At 71.2% G+C, this 16,149-nt stretch carries 12 protein-coding genes; 5 read left to right on the top strand and 7 right to left on the bottom strand.

What is annotated here, in order from left to right:
- Positions 1–21: 21 nt before the first annotated feature.
- Both HFP48_RS14130 and HFP48_RS14135 read right to left on the bottom strand, forming a co-directional pair.
- The gene (locus HFP48_RS14130) at positions 22–1,026 is read right to left on the bottom strand and encodes a hypothetical protein (protein WP_006939375.1); all 1,005 of its coding nucleotides are present in this window, start codon (positions 1,024–1,026) and stop codon (positions 22–24) included.
- Positions 1,027–1,554: 528 nt separating this feature from the next.
- Positions 1,555–2,160 carry an XRE family transcriptional regulator gene (locus HFP48_RS14135; protein ID WP_168579657.1) on the bottom strand — a complete coding sequence of 202 codons (606 nt, stop codon included), beginning with the start codon at positions 2,158–2,160 and terminating at the stop codon, positions 1,555–1,557.
- 80 nt (positions 2,161–2,240) lie between these two features.
- Between HFP48_RS14135 and HFP48_RS14140 the strand changes: the two genes are divergently transcribed.
- Both HFP48_RS14140 and HFP48_RS14145 read left to right on the top strand, forming a co-directional pair.
- Positions 2,241–3,260, top strand: coding sequence for an NAD(P)/FAD-dependent oxidoreductase (locus HFP48_RS14140; protein ID WP_210432827.1), 1,020 nt, complete (start codon positions 2,241–2,243; stop codon positions 3,258–3,260).
- Between the two features lie 224 nt (positions 3,261–3,484).
- On the top strand, positions 3,485–4,543 hold the full coding sequence (locus tag HFP48_RS14145; protein WP_202917443.1) for a tyrosine-type recombinase/integrase: 1,059 nt from the start codon (positions 3,485–3,487) through the stop codon (positions 4,541–4,543).
- Positions 4,544–4,549: 6 nt separating this feature from the next.
- On the opposite strand, the gene HFP48_RS14150 is transcribed toward HFP48_RS14145, so the two are convergent.
- Positions 4,550–5,635 carry a hypothetical protein gene (locus HFP48_RS14150; protein WP_029543732.1) on the bottom strand — a complete coding sequence of 362 codons (1,086 nt, stop codon included), beginning with the start codon at positions 5,633–5,635 and terminating at the stop codon, positions 4,550–4,552.
- Between the two features lie 365 nt (positions 5,636–6,000).
- Here HFP48_RS14150 and HFP48_RS14155 point away from each other — a divergent pair, with 365 nt between their 5' ends.
- Positions 6,001–6,897, top strand: a complete 897-nt coding sequence (locus tag HFP48_RS14155; RefSeq protein ID WP_246872555.1) for a DUF4436 family protein — start codon at positions 6,001–6,003, stop codon at positions 6,895–6,897.
- Here HFP48_RS14155 and HFP48_RS14160 read toward each other — a convergent pair.
- From HFP48_RS14160 to HFP48_RS14175, 4 genes are all read right to left on the bottom strand, one after another.
- Positions 6,884–7,219, bottom strand: a complete 336-nt coding sequence (locus HFP48_RS14160) for a Rieske (2Fe-2S) protein (RefSeq protein ID WP_006931155.1) — start codon at positions 7,217–7,219, stop codon at positions 6,884–6,886. The genes HFP48_RS14155 and HFP48_RS14160 overlap by 14 nt on opposite strands.
- Positions 7,216–9,726: a nitrite reductase large subunit NirB gene (nirB, locus tag HFP48_RS14165; RefSeq protein ID WP_168579659.1), complete on the bottom strand. Its 2,511-nt coding sequence runs from the start codon at positions 9,724–9,726 to the stop codon at positions 7,216–7,218. Before nirB ends, HFP48_RS14160 begins: the two co-directional genes overlap by 4 nt.
- Positions 9,727–9,816: 90 nt before the next feature.
- Complete coding sequence (locus tag HFP48_RS14170) at positions 9,817–10,956, bottom strand: MFS transporter (RefSeq protein WP_102800576.1); 1,140 nt, start codon at positions 10,954–10,956, stop codon at positions 9,817–9,819.
- Positions 10,953–11,846: a PAC2 family protein gene (locus HFP48_RS14175; protein WP_006931159.1), complete on the bottom strand. Its 894-nt coding sequence runs from the start codon at positions 11,844–11,846 to the stop codon at positions 10,953–10,955. Before HFP48_RS14175 ends, HFP48_RS14170 begins: the two co-directional genes overlap by 4 nt.
- Before the next feature lie 51 nt (positions 11,847–11,897).
- Between HFP48_RS14175 and metH the strand changes: the two genes are divergently transcribed.
- Positions 11,898–15,467: a methionine synthase gene (gene metH / locus HFP48_RS14180; protein WP_029543737.1), complete on the top strand. Its 3,570-nt coding sequence runs from the start codon at positions 11,898–11,900 to the stop codon at positions 15,465–15,467.
- Positions 15,460–16,149, top strand: a complete 690-nt coding sequence (locus HFP48_RS14185; protein ID WP_044475593.1) for an HAD family phosphatase — start codon at positions 15,460–15,462, stop codon at positions 16,147–16,149. Before metH ends, HFP48_RS14185 begins: the two co-directional genes overlap by 8 nt.

The following is a 16,149-nucleotide window of genomic DNA, read 5'->3' on the forward strand; positions in this document are numbered from 1 at the left end:
GTCGGGGATCCCGCCGCCCGGTCAGCTCTCGGCCGGCGCCGTCTGCGTCGTGTCCGCCTCGTGGCGGGACTCGGCCGCTGCGGCGCGCGCCGCGGTGAGGTCGACCCGTAGCCGATCCCGCTCGCCGCGCAGGTCGACGATCTCGGCCCGAAGTTCGTCGCCCCGGTCGCGGGCCGCGGTCTCGGCGGCCTGGGCGGCCGCCGCCGCGATGCGGGCCTCTTCCAGGGCGCCGCGCAGCTTCTCGACGCGGGCGCGTTCCGCGGTGAGATCGGTGTCGAGCCGGGCGGTGGCCGCGGCGGCCGTGGCTGCCTCTTTCTCCGCGGCGGCGCGGGTGTGCACCAGATCGTCACGCAGGGTCGCGAGTTCCGATTCGAGCCGGGCGAGCTGCTGTTGCTGGGTGGTGACGGTCGACCGGTACTCGGCGAGCTCCGCGGCGTGCGCGGCCGCGGTGGCATCGATGCGTTCCTGCCAGGCGCGCAGGGTGTCCGCGTGCTCCTGGGCCGCTCGCGTCGACTCGTCGCGATGTGCGGTCTCCAGTTCCCGGATCCGGGTGTCGTGCGCCGCGCGGGCGTCCGCCAGCTCCCGGTCGACGGCCTCTACGGCGGCCTCCGCGTTGTCGCGGTCCTCGGTCGCCTGGGCGAGTTGCTCGCGCAGGCGGGCGATCCTGGCGTCCGCGTCCGCCTTCACCTTCGCCAGTTCCGTGGTGGCCCGGTTCATCTGCGCCTCGAGCGCGTCCGGGTCGGTGAGCTTGTCGACGGCGGCGGTGATCTGCGCGGCGACGGCGCTGTACTGCTCGAGCGTCGTCGCGCTCAGGGTGCGGAGTGCGGCGACGGCGGACGCCAGGTTGGTGGCTGCTTCGGCCGGACCCGGGGGAGTGGTCGGCTCGGCCAGCGAGGCCGCCTCCCTCTTCTGTCGTTCCCGTTCCCGGTAGGCCCTGACCCGGTCGGCGGCGGACGCGTACTTCCGCGGTCGTCCCGGCTTCGGGCGCTCGTCGGGTAGGGATTCGCCGGTGCTCGCTTCGCTCACGGAGTCCTCGTCTCGGGCAGTGGTTGCAGCCATATCTATCAGGTGGGGGAAGGGGCCGAAACACGGTTACGGAATCGGATTCATACGGAACCCAATAATTTACCGAATACTCCATCCCAGTCGCTTCTCGAACGAAACCATCCGCCACACCCACGAGGAGAGGGGGCCTTCCGCCCGGGCCTTCGCGGGCCCGATATCGGACTCCGGAGTGTTCATCCGGGTTATCCGTACGTATCACAAAATGAAAATAATTATGAAATGAAATGAATTAAATATAGTAATGCCAGTTCAAGAGGTTAGTGAGGCGATGCGAAACTCGAAACGTTACGAGCAATCGGTCCAATCGTTGCTCGGGAGAGGCAGAGGTACGCACATATGCATGGGTTGGCTTGATCGTCATAACTCCCCCTTATGGTGAGTCAGGGGTGCGGGGGGTTCGAAAAGTGGGGAGGGTGCCGCGACGGACTCGGCGGTGGCCCGTCGGCCCTTCCTGGCCCACCGCCGGGGCGGGGCGCACCGGGTGCCCGGCTACGGATCAGTCTGGTGCGGAACGATTTTCGAGGCCGGTCGGGCACGAAGGTGCGCCCGTTCGCCCTGCTTGCCGAACAGGCTGTGGAACTCGACCGGTTCGGCATCGGCGGCGCCGAACCAATGCGGCACGCGAGTGTCGAACTCGGCCGCCTCCCCGGGCACGAGAACCAGGTCGTCCTCACCCAGGACGAGTCGCAGCCGTCCGTTGAGGACGTAGAGCCACTCGTAGCCCTCAGGGGTCTGGGGATCCGGTTCCCCACGGCCGCTGTCGGCGGGGATCACCAGCTTGTACGCCTGGACGCCGCCGGCGCGCCGGGTGAGCGGCACCATGGTCATGCCGTGACGAGTGATCGGACGCAGATGAATGCGCGGGTCGCCGGTCGGTGGGGCGCCCACCAGCTCGTCGAGCATCACCCCGTGCACGCGGGCCAGGGGCAGCAACAGTTCGCGCGTCGGTCGGCGGGTGCCGGACTCGAGTCGGGACAGGGTGCTCACTGAAATGCCCGTCGCCGCCGAGAGATCGGCCAACGTGGTCTCGCGTTTGCGCCGCAGCGCGCGAAGCCGGGGCCCGACCGTCTCGAGCGCTCGGTCGAGGCCGTCCATGCCCCACGCTTTGCCATAGCGGCAAACAACGTTGCGGGTTCTTCCCGTCGGCTCGCATAGTCGTCGTGGAGGTGATCGAGATGAGCGATCTGCTCGGAAACAAATACGACGTGGTGGTGATCGGCGGCGGGGCTGCCGGGCTGAATGCGGGGCTGATGCTCGCCCGGGCGCGGCGGTCGGTGGGCGTCATCGATGCGGGCGCCCCACGCAACGCTCCGGCTGCGGGCGTGCACGGATTGTTGGCCCGGGACGGGATCCCGCCGGCCGAACTGCTCGGCCGCGGCCGAGACGAGGTCCGCGGCTACGGCGGTGACGTGGTGCACGCGGACGTGACCGCCGTGACCCGCCGCGAGAGCGGGTTCGAGGTGACCCTGTCCGACGGCCGGGTGACCCGCGCCCGCCGGCTGCTGGTGACCACCGGGCTGGTCGACGAGCTTCCCGACGTGCCCGGGCTGCGGGCGCGCTGGGGGCGAGATGTGCTGCACTGCCCGTACTGCCACGGCTGGGAGGTCCGCGACCGGGCCATCGGTGTGCTGGCGAGCGGACCCATGTCGGTGCACCAGGCCCTGCTGTTCCGGCAGTGGAGCGCCGACGTCACATTCTTCACCCACACCGCGCCGGCGCCTGCCGCCGAGCAGGCGGAGCAGCTGGTCGCCCGTGGCGTCCGGGTGGTCGACGGCGAGGTGACCGCCGTGGAGATCGTCGACGACCGCCTCACCGGGGTGCGGCTGAGCAACGGCGGGACGATCGCCCGGGAGGCGCTGGTGGTCGCGCCGCGGATGGTGGCGCGCGCCGGTTTACTCGCGGCGCTCGGCCTGCGGGCCGTGGAGCACCCGGCCGGGGTCGGAGAGCACATCCCCGCGGATGCAACCGGCCGCACCGACGTCCCCGGAGTGTGGGTGGCGGGGAACGTCACCGATCCGGCCGCCCAGGTCGGCGCGGCCGCAGCGGCGGGCGCGGCCGCCGCTGCCCAGATCAACGCCGACCTGGTCGCCGAGGAGACCCGCCGGGCGGTCGACGCCTACCGGGAACGGTTCCCGGCCCGGTCGCAAGCGCGCGTGCCCGAACTCGCGGAGGGTGACCCCCGCTGCGGCGTGTGAACCGCGACGGACCGGTCCCTCGCGCGGCGCGCCCGAGCCGGGCGCGCCGCGCTGATCGGCATCGCCGAGGCGGGGTTTCCGGCCGAGGCGCGTATCGTCCGTTCCGCGAAGGCGGTCGACTCGGCATGAGGAGTGGTGTCACCGTGACGAATCAGTTGCCGGGCAACGCGTCCCTCGAGGCGTCGATCTCCACGCCGGTACTTCCCGCCGGGGTGGAGGAGGCGATGCGCCGACTCCGAGCCAAGGCCGCGTCGGACAACACCCGAGCGGCCTTGACCAGCGACTGGAGCAAGTTCGCCCGGTGGTGTGACGCCGTGGGCCACGTGCCGCTACCGGCGCCACCCGAACTCGTGGGCTGGTACCTGACCGAGAAGGCGGGCGAGCTTCGACCCGACGGGCGCTGGGCCTACGCCCCGTCGACCCTCGCGCGGTGGGTCGCGACGATCAACAAGGTGCACGCCCTCGCGGGCCTGCCGAAACCGGGACACCACGAGGCGGTGCGCGACGTGGTGCGCGGCATCCGGCGGACCCGTGCGACGCCCCCGGCACGCCGCACCCCACTGCTCACCGACGACATCCGTGCGATCGTCGGAGCGATGCGCGCCGGCGCCACCGAGTGGCCGGACCGCGTAGCCGAGCGCCGCGACTCCGCCCTGCTGCTGCTCGGACTGGCCGGCGCGATGCGGCGGTCGGAGCTGTCCGCCCTCACCACCTCCGACGTCGTCGCCCATCGGTCCGACGGGCTGTACGTGACGATCCGCCGATCGAAGGCGGACCGCGACGCACGCGGACGCACCGTCACGCTTCCGTACGGCCGCGATCCGCGGACCTGTCCGGTGTGCGCCTACCGGCGCTGGCGCGAGGTGCTCGACGTGTGGGACGCGGACGGTGGGGCGGCGGTCCGGGAGCTGTTGACCGACGATCGTGCCGCCGGCGACGAGCACTGCTGCCGCGGTGTGGCGCCGGGGGAGGGGCGTGCCGAGCGGCCCCTGTTCCGCACGATCCACCGCACCGGTGCCGTCGGGAGCGGTGCCCTGAGCGGGCAGTCGGTGCACTCGATGATCCAGCGGCGGGCGCGGCAGGCCGGGTTCGCCGCCGAGGTGGTCGCCACGCTCGGCGGGCACAGCCTGCGCGCCGGGTTCGTCACCCAGGCCGTCCGCAACGGAGCCACGACTCAGACGATCATGACGCAGACGGGGCATTCCGACGAGCGGATGGTGGCGCTCTACAGCCGCCAGCACGCCGGACTCGTCGGCAATGCCGTCACCACGCTGGGCCTCTGACCGCGGTCAGGTGCGACCGACGGGTCGGCGCCAGGCGCTCTGGTCGGCGGTGAGCGCCGCCAGTAGATGTTCGGCGGCGTTCAGGTTGCGGAACGGTCCGGCCAGCAGGTCTGCATAGACCTGGGACGGTGCCGCGAAGCGCAGGCCGTCGCGCCGCTGCATCCGCTCGAACACCACCGACGACCACGGCGTGGCCACCACGACGTCGGCTCCGCGATCGACGGGGCGCAGACCGAGTGCCTGGGCGAACGCATCCGGGTCGTCGGCGTACACCTCGAGAAGATCGGCGGCCGCGTAGTCGGTGGCGCCGAGGCCGGTGATCGCATAGCTCAGGTCGAGCGGTTCGGAGAGATCGGCCCGTACGGTGCCGACGCCGTCCGGTGCGGCGAACCCCCTTGTGGTACAGGGTTTGCGGTCCGCTGCCCAGGCTCGCAGCATCTTCTCCCAGTGCACCATGGTGATCGGACCGCGCGGAATGCGGCGGATCAGCTCCCGCTCCCCGAGTACCTCGACGACACGGTAGGTGGCGCCGGTGGAGGCGCCCGACAGCCGGATCAGTTCCGGCACCGACATCTCGCCGGTGAAGTCGGCAAGTGCCCGGACGACTCGCTCGGACGGTTCACCGGTGAGCACGCCCGACGGACGGCCGGGCCCGCGCCATGGGTCGGCGTCGGCGCCCCGGTTGCGCACCCAGATCGCCGGCCGGGACGCGACGAGCGTGAGATTCCCGGTCGCGTCGGAGTACGAGATGCCGTGCTGGTCGAGCTGGCGCCGCACCGGATCGGAAAGGTAGTGCGCGCACACGAATCCCCGGTCGGACTCGGACAGTTCGGCGGCGATGCGCGCGACGTCCCCGCTGAGCACTCCGCGGGACGCGATGACGGCGTACGACACCGACTCGCCGTCGGGTGCGGTCACGAGGATGCGCTCGGGGGCGGCAGGGGAGCGGGGGCGGTCGGACGTGGCAGTCCAGCCCAGGGGCAGACACGCTTCCACCACGGCGATCGAGCGACGGTAGATGTCGATGGGGCGCTCCGGGCGGGGCCCCAGCGCGCTGTCGACCGGTTCTGTGGGCTGGGCGGATGCTGTCATGTCTTCACAATAGGTAATCGGTACGACACGGAAGCTCTTCAATTCACGAACACACCGCCATCCGGCCGACCCGGCCAGGGGAGGAGACCGCGACACGCACCCCACCACGACATCTTGATCCGGAGGGCAACCCGATTCGATCGGGGGAGACGGAACGGCGGAACGGACGCGTGAGGAGGGGGTCGGGCCGCCGGCTGGGGTGAGTCGAGGGGTCCTGCTCTCGACTGGCGCTTTGTAGTATCCATATTCTGAGTCTGACGGAAATAAAAAAAATACCGAAATCACCCTCACTTCACGACAAAACCGCACCCAAATACGCCAAGAACAAACGCGGCGGCGGCGGCCCAGCGGGCTACAGTCCGGGAATGCCTGCGCCACGTCCGAATCGCCCGTCTCGCCGGACTCTGCTGGTGTCGCTCGGGGCGGCGGTGACGGCCGCATACCTGGGCGTACTCGTCCTGTTCGGGGTGAGCACGCACGAGTCGCGGGAATGGCGGCCGGTGGACGTCGATGCCGACTCGGTGCTCGTGGTGGTGACGATGAAGTCGCTGCAGCCGACGGTCGACCGGGTGCATGCGGAGGTCACCATCTATCCCGGGGACTCGTTTCTCGATGCGAACGGGGCCACGCTCGCCGTGCCGCTGAGTGTGTTGCTCGTGCCGGCCGTCTCACAGTCGGAGTTGTTCTTCCCGGCCCATTCCGTGCCCGTCGGCTACCCGGTGGAACTGCTTGCGCGCGGCCAGGCGATCCGCTGGCCGTTCGACACCTTCGATGTCACGCCGGTCGTCGTGGAGGCCGATGTGGGGGAGGGGTCGGAGCGAGAACCGGTGCCGTCGGACGTGTTGATCGACGGCCGCATCGACGGGTGGGCGATCGACCAGGGGACCGTCGTCGCCGCTCCGGAGCTCGGCTTTCCCGATGGCGTCGACGGCACCGAGGTGGTGTTCACGCGCACCGGAGGCACTCTCGTGTACGCGGCGATCCTGCTGCTGATGATGGTTGTCCTCGCGGTCCTGGCCGCGTTCGTCGCGGTACAGACGTTCCGGCGGCGCCGCGCGGTGGAGACCGACATGCTGGCGTGGATGGCGGCGATGCTGTTCGCGGTGGTGCCGCTGCGGGGCATCCTGCCGGGCTCACCGCCGATCGGGTCGTGGGTCGACGTGGCGGTGACCATGTGGGTGGTCACCGCCCTCGTCGCGGCTCTGACGCTGTACGTGTTCTGCTGGTGGCGCGACGGCCACCCCTCGCTCACCCGACGGTGACGACGATCCGCCCGTCGTGCACGCGCGCCGGGTAGGTGCGGACCGGGTCGATGCCGGGCGCGGTGCATCGGCCGGTGTCGAACACGAACGCGTACTGGTGTAGGGGGCATACGACGAGGTCGTCGTCGATCTGTCCGTCGGCGAGCGGTCCGCCCCGGTGCGGGCACACCGCGTCCAGGGCTCGGACGGCGCCGTCGCCGAGCAGGAACACGGCGATCTGCCGTCCGCCCACCGTGTACGTGCGGCCTTCGCCCGGGGTCAGGTCGGTCAACGCGCCGACCGCGTACTCCATTGCGGTGGTCCGGCTTTCGGTCGTGGTCATCGGACCGGCACCTGCGGCAGCGGGAGCAACGGCAGCGCGGGGCTGAACTGCGCCGGCGACTTCGGGGTGGTCCGTTCGAGCCAGGGGTCCCGGTATCCCGCCACGGCCGTGCCGATGCGTTCGTCGAGTCCGGTCACGATGTCCTCCTCGTCTCGGACCAGCAGTGCCTGGAGCCGGTCGATGCCGATGCGGGGCACGAAGTCGTAGGTACGTTCGAGCCACTTGGCGTTCTCGCGGTAGTGCTGGATGAACCGGCCGGCGAGGGCGAGGACTTCTTCGCCGGAGCCGACGGTGGCGAGCAGGTCGCCCTTGCGGACGTGGGCGCCGGCGGCGCCGCCGACGTAGATCTCCCAGCGGCCGTCGCCGACCGCGACGACGCCGAAGTCCTTGCACAGCGCCTCCGAGCAGTTGCGGGGGCATCCGGCCACGGCGAGTTTCAGCTTGGCGGGTGTCTCGAGCCCCTGGAAGCGCTCCTCGAGTGCGATGCCGAGGGCGGTCGAGTCGCCGAGACCGAACCGGCAGAAGTCGCTGCCGACACAGGTCTTGACGGTGCGGAAGCTCTTGCCGTAGGCGTATCCGGAGGGCATGTCCAGGTCGGCCCACACCTTGGGCAGGTCCTCCTTGCGGATGCCGAGCAGGTCGATGCGTTGGCCGCCGGTGACCTTGACCATGGGCACGCCGTACTTGTCGGCGACGTCGGCGATGCGGCGCAGCTGGTCCGGGGTGGTGACCCCGCCCTTCATCTGCGGCACCACGGAGAAGGTGCCGTCGCGCTGGATGTTGGCATGGACACGGTCGTTGATGAACAGCGCACCCCGTTCGTCGACCCAGTCGGGGCCCCACACGGTACGCAGCAGCGACGCGAGCGGCATCTTGGCAGTGGCATCCTCGCGACCGCCGGTGGCGAGTTCGGCGAAGACCTGGGAGACCGCGCGCAGGTCGCGGCGGCGGATCTCGGCGATCAGGTCCGGTTTGGCGAGCGGGATGCACGGCACGTACCAGTTCGCGGCGGGGTCCTCGGCGAGGGCGCCGCCGGCGGCGCAGGCGACGATGTCGGCGACCAGGCCCTTGCACGAGCCGCAGCCCTTCCCGGCGCGGGTGCGGGCGCACACCTGCACGAGGGTGTCGGCGCCGTCGTGGACGCACGCGACGATGTCGCCCTTGCTGACGCCGTTGCAGTTGCACACCTGGGTCTCGTCCGGCAGGTCTGCGGCGACGTCGGCGCCCTGCGGGTCGCCGAGGTCGAACAGCAGCGCCGCGCGGTCCGCCGGGATCTCGAGCTTGCCGTCGAAGGCCTGGGCGAGGGTGGCGGCCTTGCTCACGTCGCCGAGCAGCATCGCGCCGACGAGCCGGCCGTCGCGCACGACGATGCTCTTGTAGATGCCGCTGCGCGGATCGTAGAACTGGACGAACTCGTCGTCCTCGTGCTCGGGTTCCTTGACCCCCATCGAGGCGACGTCGATGCCGGCGACCTTGAGCTTGGTGCTGGTGCGGGATCCCTGGTAGGCGGCGTGCGCATTCGCACCGGTGAGGTGCTCGGCGAGGACGACCGCCTGCTCCCATACCGGGGCGACGAGGCCGTACACCTCGCCGCGGTGCTGGGCGCACTCGCCGACGGCGTAGATGCTCGACTCCTCTTCGCAGCGCATCTGGTCGTCGACGACGATGCCGCGTTCGACGACGATGCCGCCGGCACGGGCGAATTCGGTGTTGGGGCGGATGCCGGCGGTGACCACGACCATGTCGGTGTCGACGACGGTGCCGTCGGCGAACTGCACGCCGGTGACCCGGCTGTGGTCGTCGCGCAGGACGGCGGTGGTGCGGGTACCGGTGTGGACGGTGATGCCGAGCTTCTCGATCTCGGTGCGCAGCACCCGGCCGCCGCGTTCGTCGAGTTGCTGGTTCATCAGGTGGGTGGGCGAGTGCACCACGGCGACGGTCAGGCCCTGGGTGCGCAGCCCGTAGGCGGCTTCGAGGCCGAGCAGGCCGCCGCCGACGACGACGGCGCGGACGTCGTCGTGGGCGTCGGCCATCTGCAGCATGCCGTTGGTGTCGGCGAGGGTGCGGAAGCCGAAGACGCCGCGGCCGAGCCGGCCGTCGGGTTCGCGCAGGCCGTCCATGTTGGGGAAGAAGGTGTTCGACCCGGTCGCGACGACGAGCAGGTCGTAGGGGACCTGCCGGCCGGATTCGCACGTGACGACCTTGCCGAACCGGTCGAGGTGGGTCGCGCGGTCGCCGGCGTGGAGAGTGACTCCGTTCTCCCGGTACCAGCTCATGGGGTTGAGGACGAGTTCGGCGTCGTCGACGTCGGCCTGGCCGGCCAGCACGTGGGAGAGCATGATCCGGTTGTAGTTGCCGTACGGCTCGTCGCCGATCATCGTGATCTCGAACTGGTCCCGGCCGCCGCGCGCGAGGATCTCCTCGACGGTGCGGGCGCCGGCCATGCCGTTGCCGACGACGAGCAGCCGTCGGCGCGGGCCGTGGGGGTGCGACGCGGTTGGGGTCATGCGTCCAGGGTTGCCGGGGGCGGTGACGGATCGGCGGCACCGGGGTTACGCGGCGGTCAGGAAGTGCTCACCGCCGCCGGGGTGGGGGTGTCAGCCGGGGGCGGTGTCGCGGCGTGGCATCGCCAGCGGGGCGACGACGGCGAGCACGAGGGCGGGCACGACGAAGCTCGCGACCGGCGCCGCGGCATAGAGCGGCGTCAGCGCCAGCGGGGCGACGGCGCCGCCGGAGAACCGGAAGGCCTGCACCACGGAGACGGCGCCGCCGCGGTTGCGGCCCCGGGAGCCGAGGACCGCGGCGTTGACACCGACGAGCACGCACTGCGAGGCGATGCCGGCGACGAACCAGGCGGCCGCGACCAGCCACAGCAGTCCGGCGGTGCCGGCGACGACGACGAGGGCGGCGCCGGCGAGTGCGCCGAGCAGGACGGTGCGGCGGGCGCCGATGCGGTCGATGAGGGTGCCGACGCGGCGGGCGGTGAGGATGCCGGCGACCCCGAATCCGGTCAGGAGCAGGCCCCGCTGGGTGGGGGTCAGGCCGAAGACGTCCTCGGCGCGGAAGGCGAGCAGGAAGTTCAGGCCGCCGAGGGCGCCCCAGCCGAGCAGTGCGACGACACCGATGCGCAACACGTCGGGGCGCAGCGCGTCGCGCAGCCGCGGCGGCGGCTCTCCGGTGGGGGCGGTCAGCTGTTCGGGCAGCCCGATCACGGCGAGGACGGCGGCGGCGGCGGCGATCACGACGAACGCCCACCGCCAGTCGACCTCGGCGGCCAGGCCCCCGACGAGCGGGGCCGAGGTCTGCCCGGCGGCCTGCATCGCCCCGAACAGGCCCAGGGCGCGGCCCAGCCGCGCCCGCGGCACGATCGCGGCGAGCGCGGCGAGCAGCAGCGGGGTGGTGAAGGCGTTGGCCACGCCCTGCAACGCGCGGGACGCGAGCAGCAGCCCGAGGGTGGGGGCGAGCGCGGACGCCAGCGACGCGCAGGTGTACGCGATGTACGCCGTGCGGACGGTGCGGACCCGTCCCCACCGTGCCCCGAGGGTGCCGGAGACGAGCATGGTCAGCGCGAACGGCCCGAGGTACGCGGTGAGCGTGCTCGCGGCCGCGCCGGCGCTCACGCCGGTGGCCGCGCCGATCTCCGGCAGCACGGACGCCACGACTCCACCGCCGAAGGGTCCGAGGAATCCTCCGGCGTAGAGGGCGGCACGCTGCAGCGAAGCGCGTGCCGCGCTCACTGGGTGAAGCCGCCGGGGCCCCGTCGCCGCAGGTAGCGTTCGAATTCGGCGGCGAGGGCGTCGCCGTCGATCTTGGCGATGACGTCGGAGATGTCGGATTCGGCGTCGCCGCGTTCCTCGAGGGCCCGCACGTATTCGGCGATCTCCTCGTCGTCCTCCGTCATCGCGGTGACGGTCTGTTCCCACTCCTCGGCGAGGATCGGCAGTTCGCCGAGAGGCACCTCGAGGTCGAGGACGTCCTCGACACGGCGCAGCAGCGCGACGGTGGCCTTGGGGTTGGGGGGTTGCGACACGTAGTGGGGGACGGCGGCCCAGAACGACACGGCGGGCACGCCGGCGCGGACACACGCGTCCTGCAGGACCCCGGCGATGCCGGTGGGGCCCTCGTACCGGGAGCCTTCCAGGTTGAAGCGTTTGGCGGCGTCGGTGCTGTAGGCGGTGCCGGTGACGGGGACGGGCCGGGTGTGCGGGGTGTCGGCGAGCAGGGCGCCGAGGATGACGACGGTGTGCACGCCGATCTCGTCGGCGAGCTCGATGATGGCGTCGCAGAAGCTGCGCCAGCGCATGTTGGGTTCGATGCCGCGCAGCAGCACCACGTCGCGGTCGCTGCCGGGGGGTGAGCACACCGACAGGCGGGTGGCGGGCCATTCGATCTCGCGGGTGACGCCGTCGACGAGACGCACCATGGGGCGGTTGACCTGGTAGTCGTAGTAGTCCTCGGAGTCCAGTTCGGCGAACGGTTCGGCGTCCCAGATGAGCTCGAGGTGTTCGACGGCGCCGCTGGCCGCGTCCCCGGCGTCGTTCCACCCTTCGAACGCGGCGACCAGCACCGGGTCACGCAGGGTCGGCACGTCCGGTTCCGGGGTCTCGGCGAACTCGCTTGCACTCACCTGTCCAGCCTACGGCGAGAGCCGGACGGGCCGCCCACTAGTCTGGAACGCATGTCCACCCCATTGCACTCTGCCTTGCTCGATGCGCTTTCGCAGCGCGTTGTCGTGGGAGACGGGGCGATGGGCACGATGTTGCAGGCCGCGGATCTGAGTCTGGACGACTTCCGCGGCCTCGAGGGGTGCAACGAGATTCTCAACGACTCCCGGCCCGACGTCATCCGGGGGATCCACCGGGCGTACTTCGAGGCCGGGGCGGATGCCGTCTCCACCAACACCTTCGGCTGCAACCTGCCCAATCTCGCCGACTACGACATCGCCGATCGCATCCGTGACCTGTCCGAACGCGGCGCCCGCCTGGCCCGGGAGGTGGCCGACGAGATGGGTCCCGGCCCGGACGGCATGGGCCGGTTCGTGCTCGGCTCGATGGGTCCGGGCACGAAGCTGCCCACCCTCGGTCACGCCCCGTTCGCCACGCTGCGCGACGCCTACACCGAGTCGGCGCTGGGCATGCTCGACGGCGGCGCCGACGCCATCCTCGTCGAAACCTGTCAGGACCTGCTGCAGGCGAAGGCCGCGATCGTCGGCAGCCGCCGCGCGATGGAGCGGGCGGGCCGGCGCATCCCGATCGTCACCCACGTGACGATGGAGACGACCGGCACGATGCTGCTCGGCAGCGAGATCGGGGCGGCCCTGACGGCGCTCGAACCCCTGGGCATCGATCTGATCGGGCTGAACTGTGCGACCGGCCCGGAGGAGATGAGCGAGCACCTGCGGCATCTGTCCAAGCACGCCCGGTTGCCGGTGTCGGTGATGCCGAACGCGGGCCTGCCGGTGCTGGGAGCGAACGGCGCCGAGTACCCGTTGACGCCGGAAGAGCTGGCGGAGGCGCTGAGCGGATTCGTCGCCGAGTTCGGTCTGGCGCTGGTCGGCGGCTGCTGCGGCACCACCCCCGAGCACATCCGGCAGGTCGCCGAGGCGGTGCACGCGACCGAGCGCGCCGAGCGCGGCCCCCGGCCGGAGCCGGGCGTGTCGTCGCTGTACTCGGCGGTGCCGTTCGAGCAGGACTCGTCGATCCTGATGATCGGGGAGCGCACCAATTCGAACGGGTCGAAGGCGTTCCGGGAGGCGATGCTCGCCGGGGACCACCAGAAGTGCCTGGACATCGCGAAGGACCAGATCCGCGACGGCGCGCACCTGCTGGATCTGAACGTGGACTACGTGGGCCGCGACGGCGCCGTCGACATGGCGGACCTGGCGGGCCGGCTGGCGACGGCGTCGACGTTGCCGATCATGATCGACTCGACGGAGCCGGACGTGATCCGGGCCGGCCTCGAGCATCTCGGGGGCCGGTGCGCGGTGAACTCGGTGAACTACGAGGACGGCGACGGCCCCGGTTCGCGGTTCGAGCGGATCATGGAGCACGTCGTCGAGCACGGCGCCGCGGTGGTGGCGTTGACCATCGACGAGGAGGGCCAGGCCCGCACCGCCGAGCACAAGGTGCGCATCGCCGAGCGGCTGATCGCGGATCTGACCGGCAGGTGGGGGCTCGGCGAGGAGGACATCATCGTCGACGCCCTGACGTTCCCGATCTCCACCGGTCAGGAGGAGGTCCGCCGGGACGCCATCGAGACGATCGAGGCGATCCGCGAGATCAAGCGGCGGCATCCGCGGGTGCACTTCACCCTGGGCATCTCGAATGTGTCGTTCGGCCTGAACCCCGCGGCGCGGCAGGTGCTGAACTCGGTGTTCCTGCACGAGTGTGTGCAGGCGGGGCTGGACACGGCGATCGTGCACGCGTCGAAGATCCTGCCGATGGCGCGGATCCCGGACGAGCAGCGCGAGACGGCGCTGGATCTGGTGTACGACCGGCGGCGCGAGGGCTACGACCCGCTGCAGAAGCTGATGGCGCTGTTCGAGGGGGTGTCGGCGGCGTCGTCGCGGGAGTCCCGCGCGCAGGAGCTGGCCGCGCTGCCGCTGTTCGAGCGGCTCGAGCGGCGGATCGTCGACGGCGAGCGCAACGGGCTCGAGGCGGATCTGGACGAGGCGATGCAGACGACCCCACCGTTGGCGATCATCAACGACACGCTGCTGTCGGGGATGAAGACGGTCGGGGAGCTGTTCGGCTCGGGGCAGATGCAGCTGCCGTTCGTGTTGCAGTCCGCCGAGGTGATGAAGGCGGCGGTCGCGCATCTCGAGCCGCACATGGAGTCCACCGGCGACGAGGGCAAGGGCCGGATCGTGCTGGCCACCGTCAAGGGCGACGTGCACGACATCGGCAAGAACCTCGTCGACATCATCTTGAGCAACAACGGCTACGAGGTGGTCAACCTCGGCATCAAGCAGCCGATCGCGACGATCCTGGACGCGGCGGTGGACAAGAACGCCGACGTGATCGGCATGTCCGGGCTGTTGGTGAAGTCGACCGTGGTGATGAAGGAGAACCTCGAAGAGCTCAACCATCGCGGGGTGGCGGAGCGGTTCCCGGTGCTGCTCGGGGGTGCCGCGCTGACCCGCTCCTACGTGGAGAACGACCTGGCCGAGATCTACGAGGGGCAGGTGTCCTACGCGCGTGATGCGTTCGAGGGCCTGCATCTGATGGACCGGGTCATGGCCGTCAAGCGCGGCGAGGGCCCGGCGGCGGACAGCCCGGAGGCGATCGCGGCGCGGGAGAAGGCCGCCGAGCGCAAGGCCCGGCACGAGCGGTCGCGGCGGATCGCGGAGAAGCGCAAGGCCGCCGAGACGCCGGTCGAGGTCCCGGAGCGCTCCGATGTGGCCGCCGACCTCGAGGTGCCCACCCCGCCGTTCTGGGGCACCCGGGTGGTCAAGGGGGTGGCGCTGGCCGACTACGCCGGCCTGATCGACGAGCGGGCGCTGTTCCTGGGGCAGTGGGGGCTGCGCGGGCAGCGCACCGGGGACGGGCCCACCTACGAGGAGCTGGTGGAGACCGAGGGCCGGCCGCGGCTGCGGTACTGGCTGGACCGGCTGTCCACCGAGGGGATCCTGGCGCACGCTGCGGTGGTGTACGGGTACTTCCCGGCGGTGTCGGAGGGCGACGACGTGGTGGTGCTGGCGGAGCCGCATCCGGATGCCGCCGAGCGCTACCGGTTCACGTATCCGCGGCAGCAGCGCGGCCGGTTCCTGTGCATCGCCGACTTCGTGCGGTCGCGGGCGGATGCGCGGGCCGAGGGGCAGGTGGACGTGCTGCCGTTCCAGCTGGTGACGATGGGGCAGCCGATCGCGGACTTCGCGAACGAGTTGTTCGCGTCGAACTCCTACCGGGACTATCTGGAGGTGCACGGCATCGGTGTGCAGCTGACCGAGGCGCTGGCCGAGTACTGGCACCGGCGGGTCCGGGAGGAGCTGGTGCTCGCCGGCGGCCACACCCTGGCCGAGGAGGATCCGGCGGACGTGGCCGAGTTCTTCAAGCTCGGCTACCGCGGGGCGCGGTTCGCGTTCGGGTACGGGGCGTGCCCGAATCTCGAGGACCGCGTCAAGCTGGTCGAGCTGCTCGAACCGGGCCGGATCGGGGTGGAGCTGTCGGAGGAGCTGCAGCTGCATCCGGAGCAGTCCACCGACGCGTTCGTCCTGCATCACCCGGAGGCGAAGTACTTCAATGTCTAGTGCGGTGACCACGTCGACGCTGCGGGCCGTCCTGTGGGACATGGACGGCACCCTGCTCGAATCGGAAACGCTGTGGGACATCGGGATCCGGGAGCTGTCGCTGCGCCTGGGCGGGCCGATGGCGGACGAGACACGGCGGGCGACGATCGGGGCGTCGAGCGCGTTCGCGTTGCGGACGGTGTTCGCGTCGCTGGATCTCGAACCGGATCCCGACGCCCTGGCCGCGGCGAAGGCGTGGCTGTACGGGCGCATGGGGGAGCTGTTCGCGCAGGGGCTGCCGTGGCGGCCCGGGGCGCGTCGGACGCTGGGGGCCGTGCGCGCCGCCGGGCTCGGGTCGGCGCTGGTGACCAACACCGACCGGACGTTGTGCGAGTTCGCCCTGGACACGCTCGGGCGCGAGCACTTCGACCATTCGGTGTGCGGCGACGAGGTGCCGGCCGGCAAGCCGGATCCGGCTCCGTACCTGCGGGCGGCGCAGCTGCTGGGGCTCGAGCCGGCGCAGTGCCTGGCGGTGGAGGACTCGCCCACCGGGGCGGCGGCGGCGGAGGCCGCGGGCTGCACGGTGCTGGTGGTGCCGTCGCTGACGGAGGTGCCGACCTCGCCGCGGCGGGTGTTCCGCGAGACCCTGGACGGGCTGACCGTCGCGGACCTGCACGCGCTGCACCTGCCGGGGGCGTGCTGA

The organism is Rhodococcus sp. DMU1, from assembly GCF_012272955.1.
In the GTDB taxonomy this organism is placed as follows: Bacteria; Actinomycetota; Actinomycetes; order Mycobacteriales; family Mycobacteriaceae; genus Rhodococcus; species Rhodococcus aetherivorans.

Bases quoted from the DNA above. Each gene is read 5' to 3' on its own strand.
- HFP48_RS14135 (WP_168579657.1), bottom strand. From the start codon at position 2,160: ATGGACGGCCTCGACCGAGCGCTCGAGACGGTCGGGCCCCGGCTTCGC.
- HFP48_RS14140 (WP_210432827.1), top strand. From the start codon at position 2,241: ATGAGCGATCTGCTCGGAAACAAATACGACGTGGTGGTGATCGGCGGC.
- HFP48_RS14145 (WP_202917443.1), top strand. From the start codon at position 3,485: ATGCGCCGACTCCGAGCCAAGGCCGCGTCGGACAACACCCGAGCGGCC.
- HFP48_RS14150 (WP_029543732.1), bottom strand. From the start codon at position 5,635: ATGACAGCATCCGCCCAGCCCACAGAACCGGTCGACAGCGCGCTGGGG.
- HFP48_RS14155 (WP_246872555.1), top strand. From the start codon at position 6,001: ATGCCTGCGCCACGTCCGAATCGCCCGTCTCGCCGGACTCTGCTGGTG.
- HFP48_RS14160 (WP_006931155.1), bottom strand. From the start codon at position 7,219: ATGACCACGACCGAAAGCCGGACCACCGCAATGGAGTACGCGGTCGGC.
- nirB (WP_168579659.1), bottom strand. From the start codon at position 9,726: ATGACCCCAACCGCGTCGCACCCCCACGGCCCGCGCCGACGGCTGCTC.
- metH (WP_029543737.1), top strand. From the start codon at position 11,898: ATGTCCACCCCATTGCACTCTGCCTTGCTCGATGCGCTTTCGCAGCGC.
- HFP48_RS14185 (WP_044475593.1), top strand. From the start codon at position 15,460: ATGTCTAGTGCGGTGACCACGTCGACGCTGCGGGCCGTCCTGTGGGAC.